Origin of the sequence: Chryseobacterium sp. SIMBA_029, assembly GCF_046535275.1 — a bacterium.
Lineage (GTDB): Bacteria > Bacteroidota > Bacteroidia > Flavobacteriales > Weeksellaceae > Chryseobacterium.
In genome coordinates this window covers 1-374 of record NZ_JAWRXA010000080.1, presented here as the reverse complement: position 1 = coordinate 374, position 374 = coordinate 1, and the positions used below count along the sequence as shown (strand labels likewise).

Sequence of the window (374 nt, the reverse complement as noted above, 5' to 3'; positions counted from 1 at the left end):
TCTGATTTCTTGCTTGGAAGAGCAAAATAAGAATAAGTAGAGTAGGCTAGCGCTTTAGATTCTCTGATGGTCTGGAATACAATAGATCCCATTCCTCCTCCGAAGTAGTTATTGAATAGACTTACAGTAGGCGTAAGGGTAGGATTGTACTGATCCGAATTTCTTACCCAGAATACTTCAGCCTGTACCATGTCGTAATGAGCAAATAACACCTTGTTTTTATCTGTTGGGATCTGAACAAAGGTCTTGGTCTTAGGAAGCTCTTTAAGACTTGCAGGAAGTTTATGAATAGGCTTCAGGGAAGCTACTGTTTCAGTTCCTGATTTTGGTCCGTAGTACAATACCTTATGTTTGAAGTTGAAAAGGTCATGAAG

At 39.6% G+C, this 374-nt stretch carries 1 protein-coding gene; it reads right to left on the bottom strand.

The genetic code is table 11. The features are described from left to right. Positions 1-374: insulinase family protein (locus tag SB679_RS23305; protein ID WP_410704663.1), on the bottom strand; the 374-nt coding region annotated here is incomplete at both ends.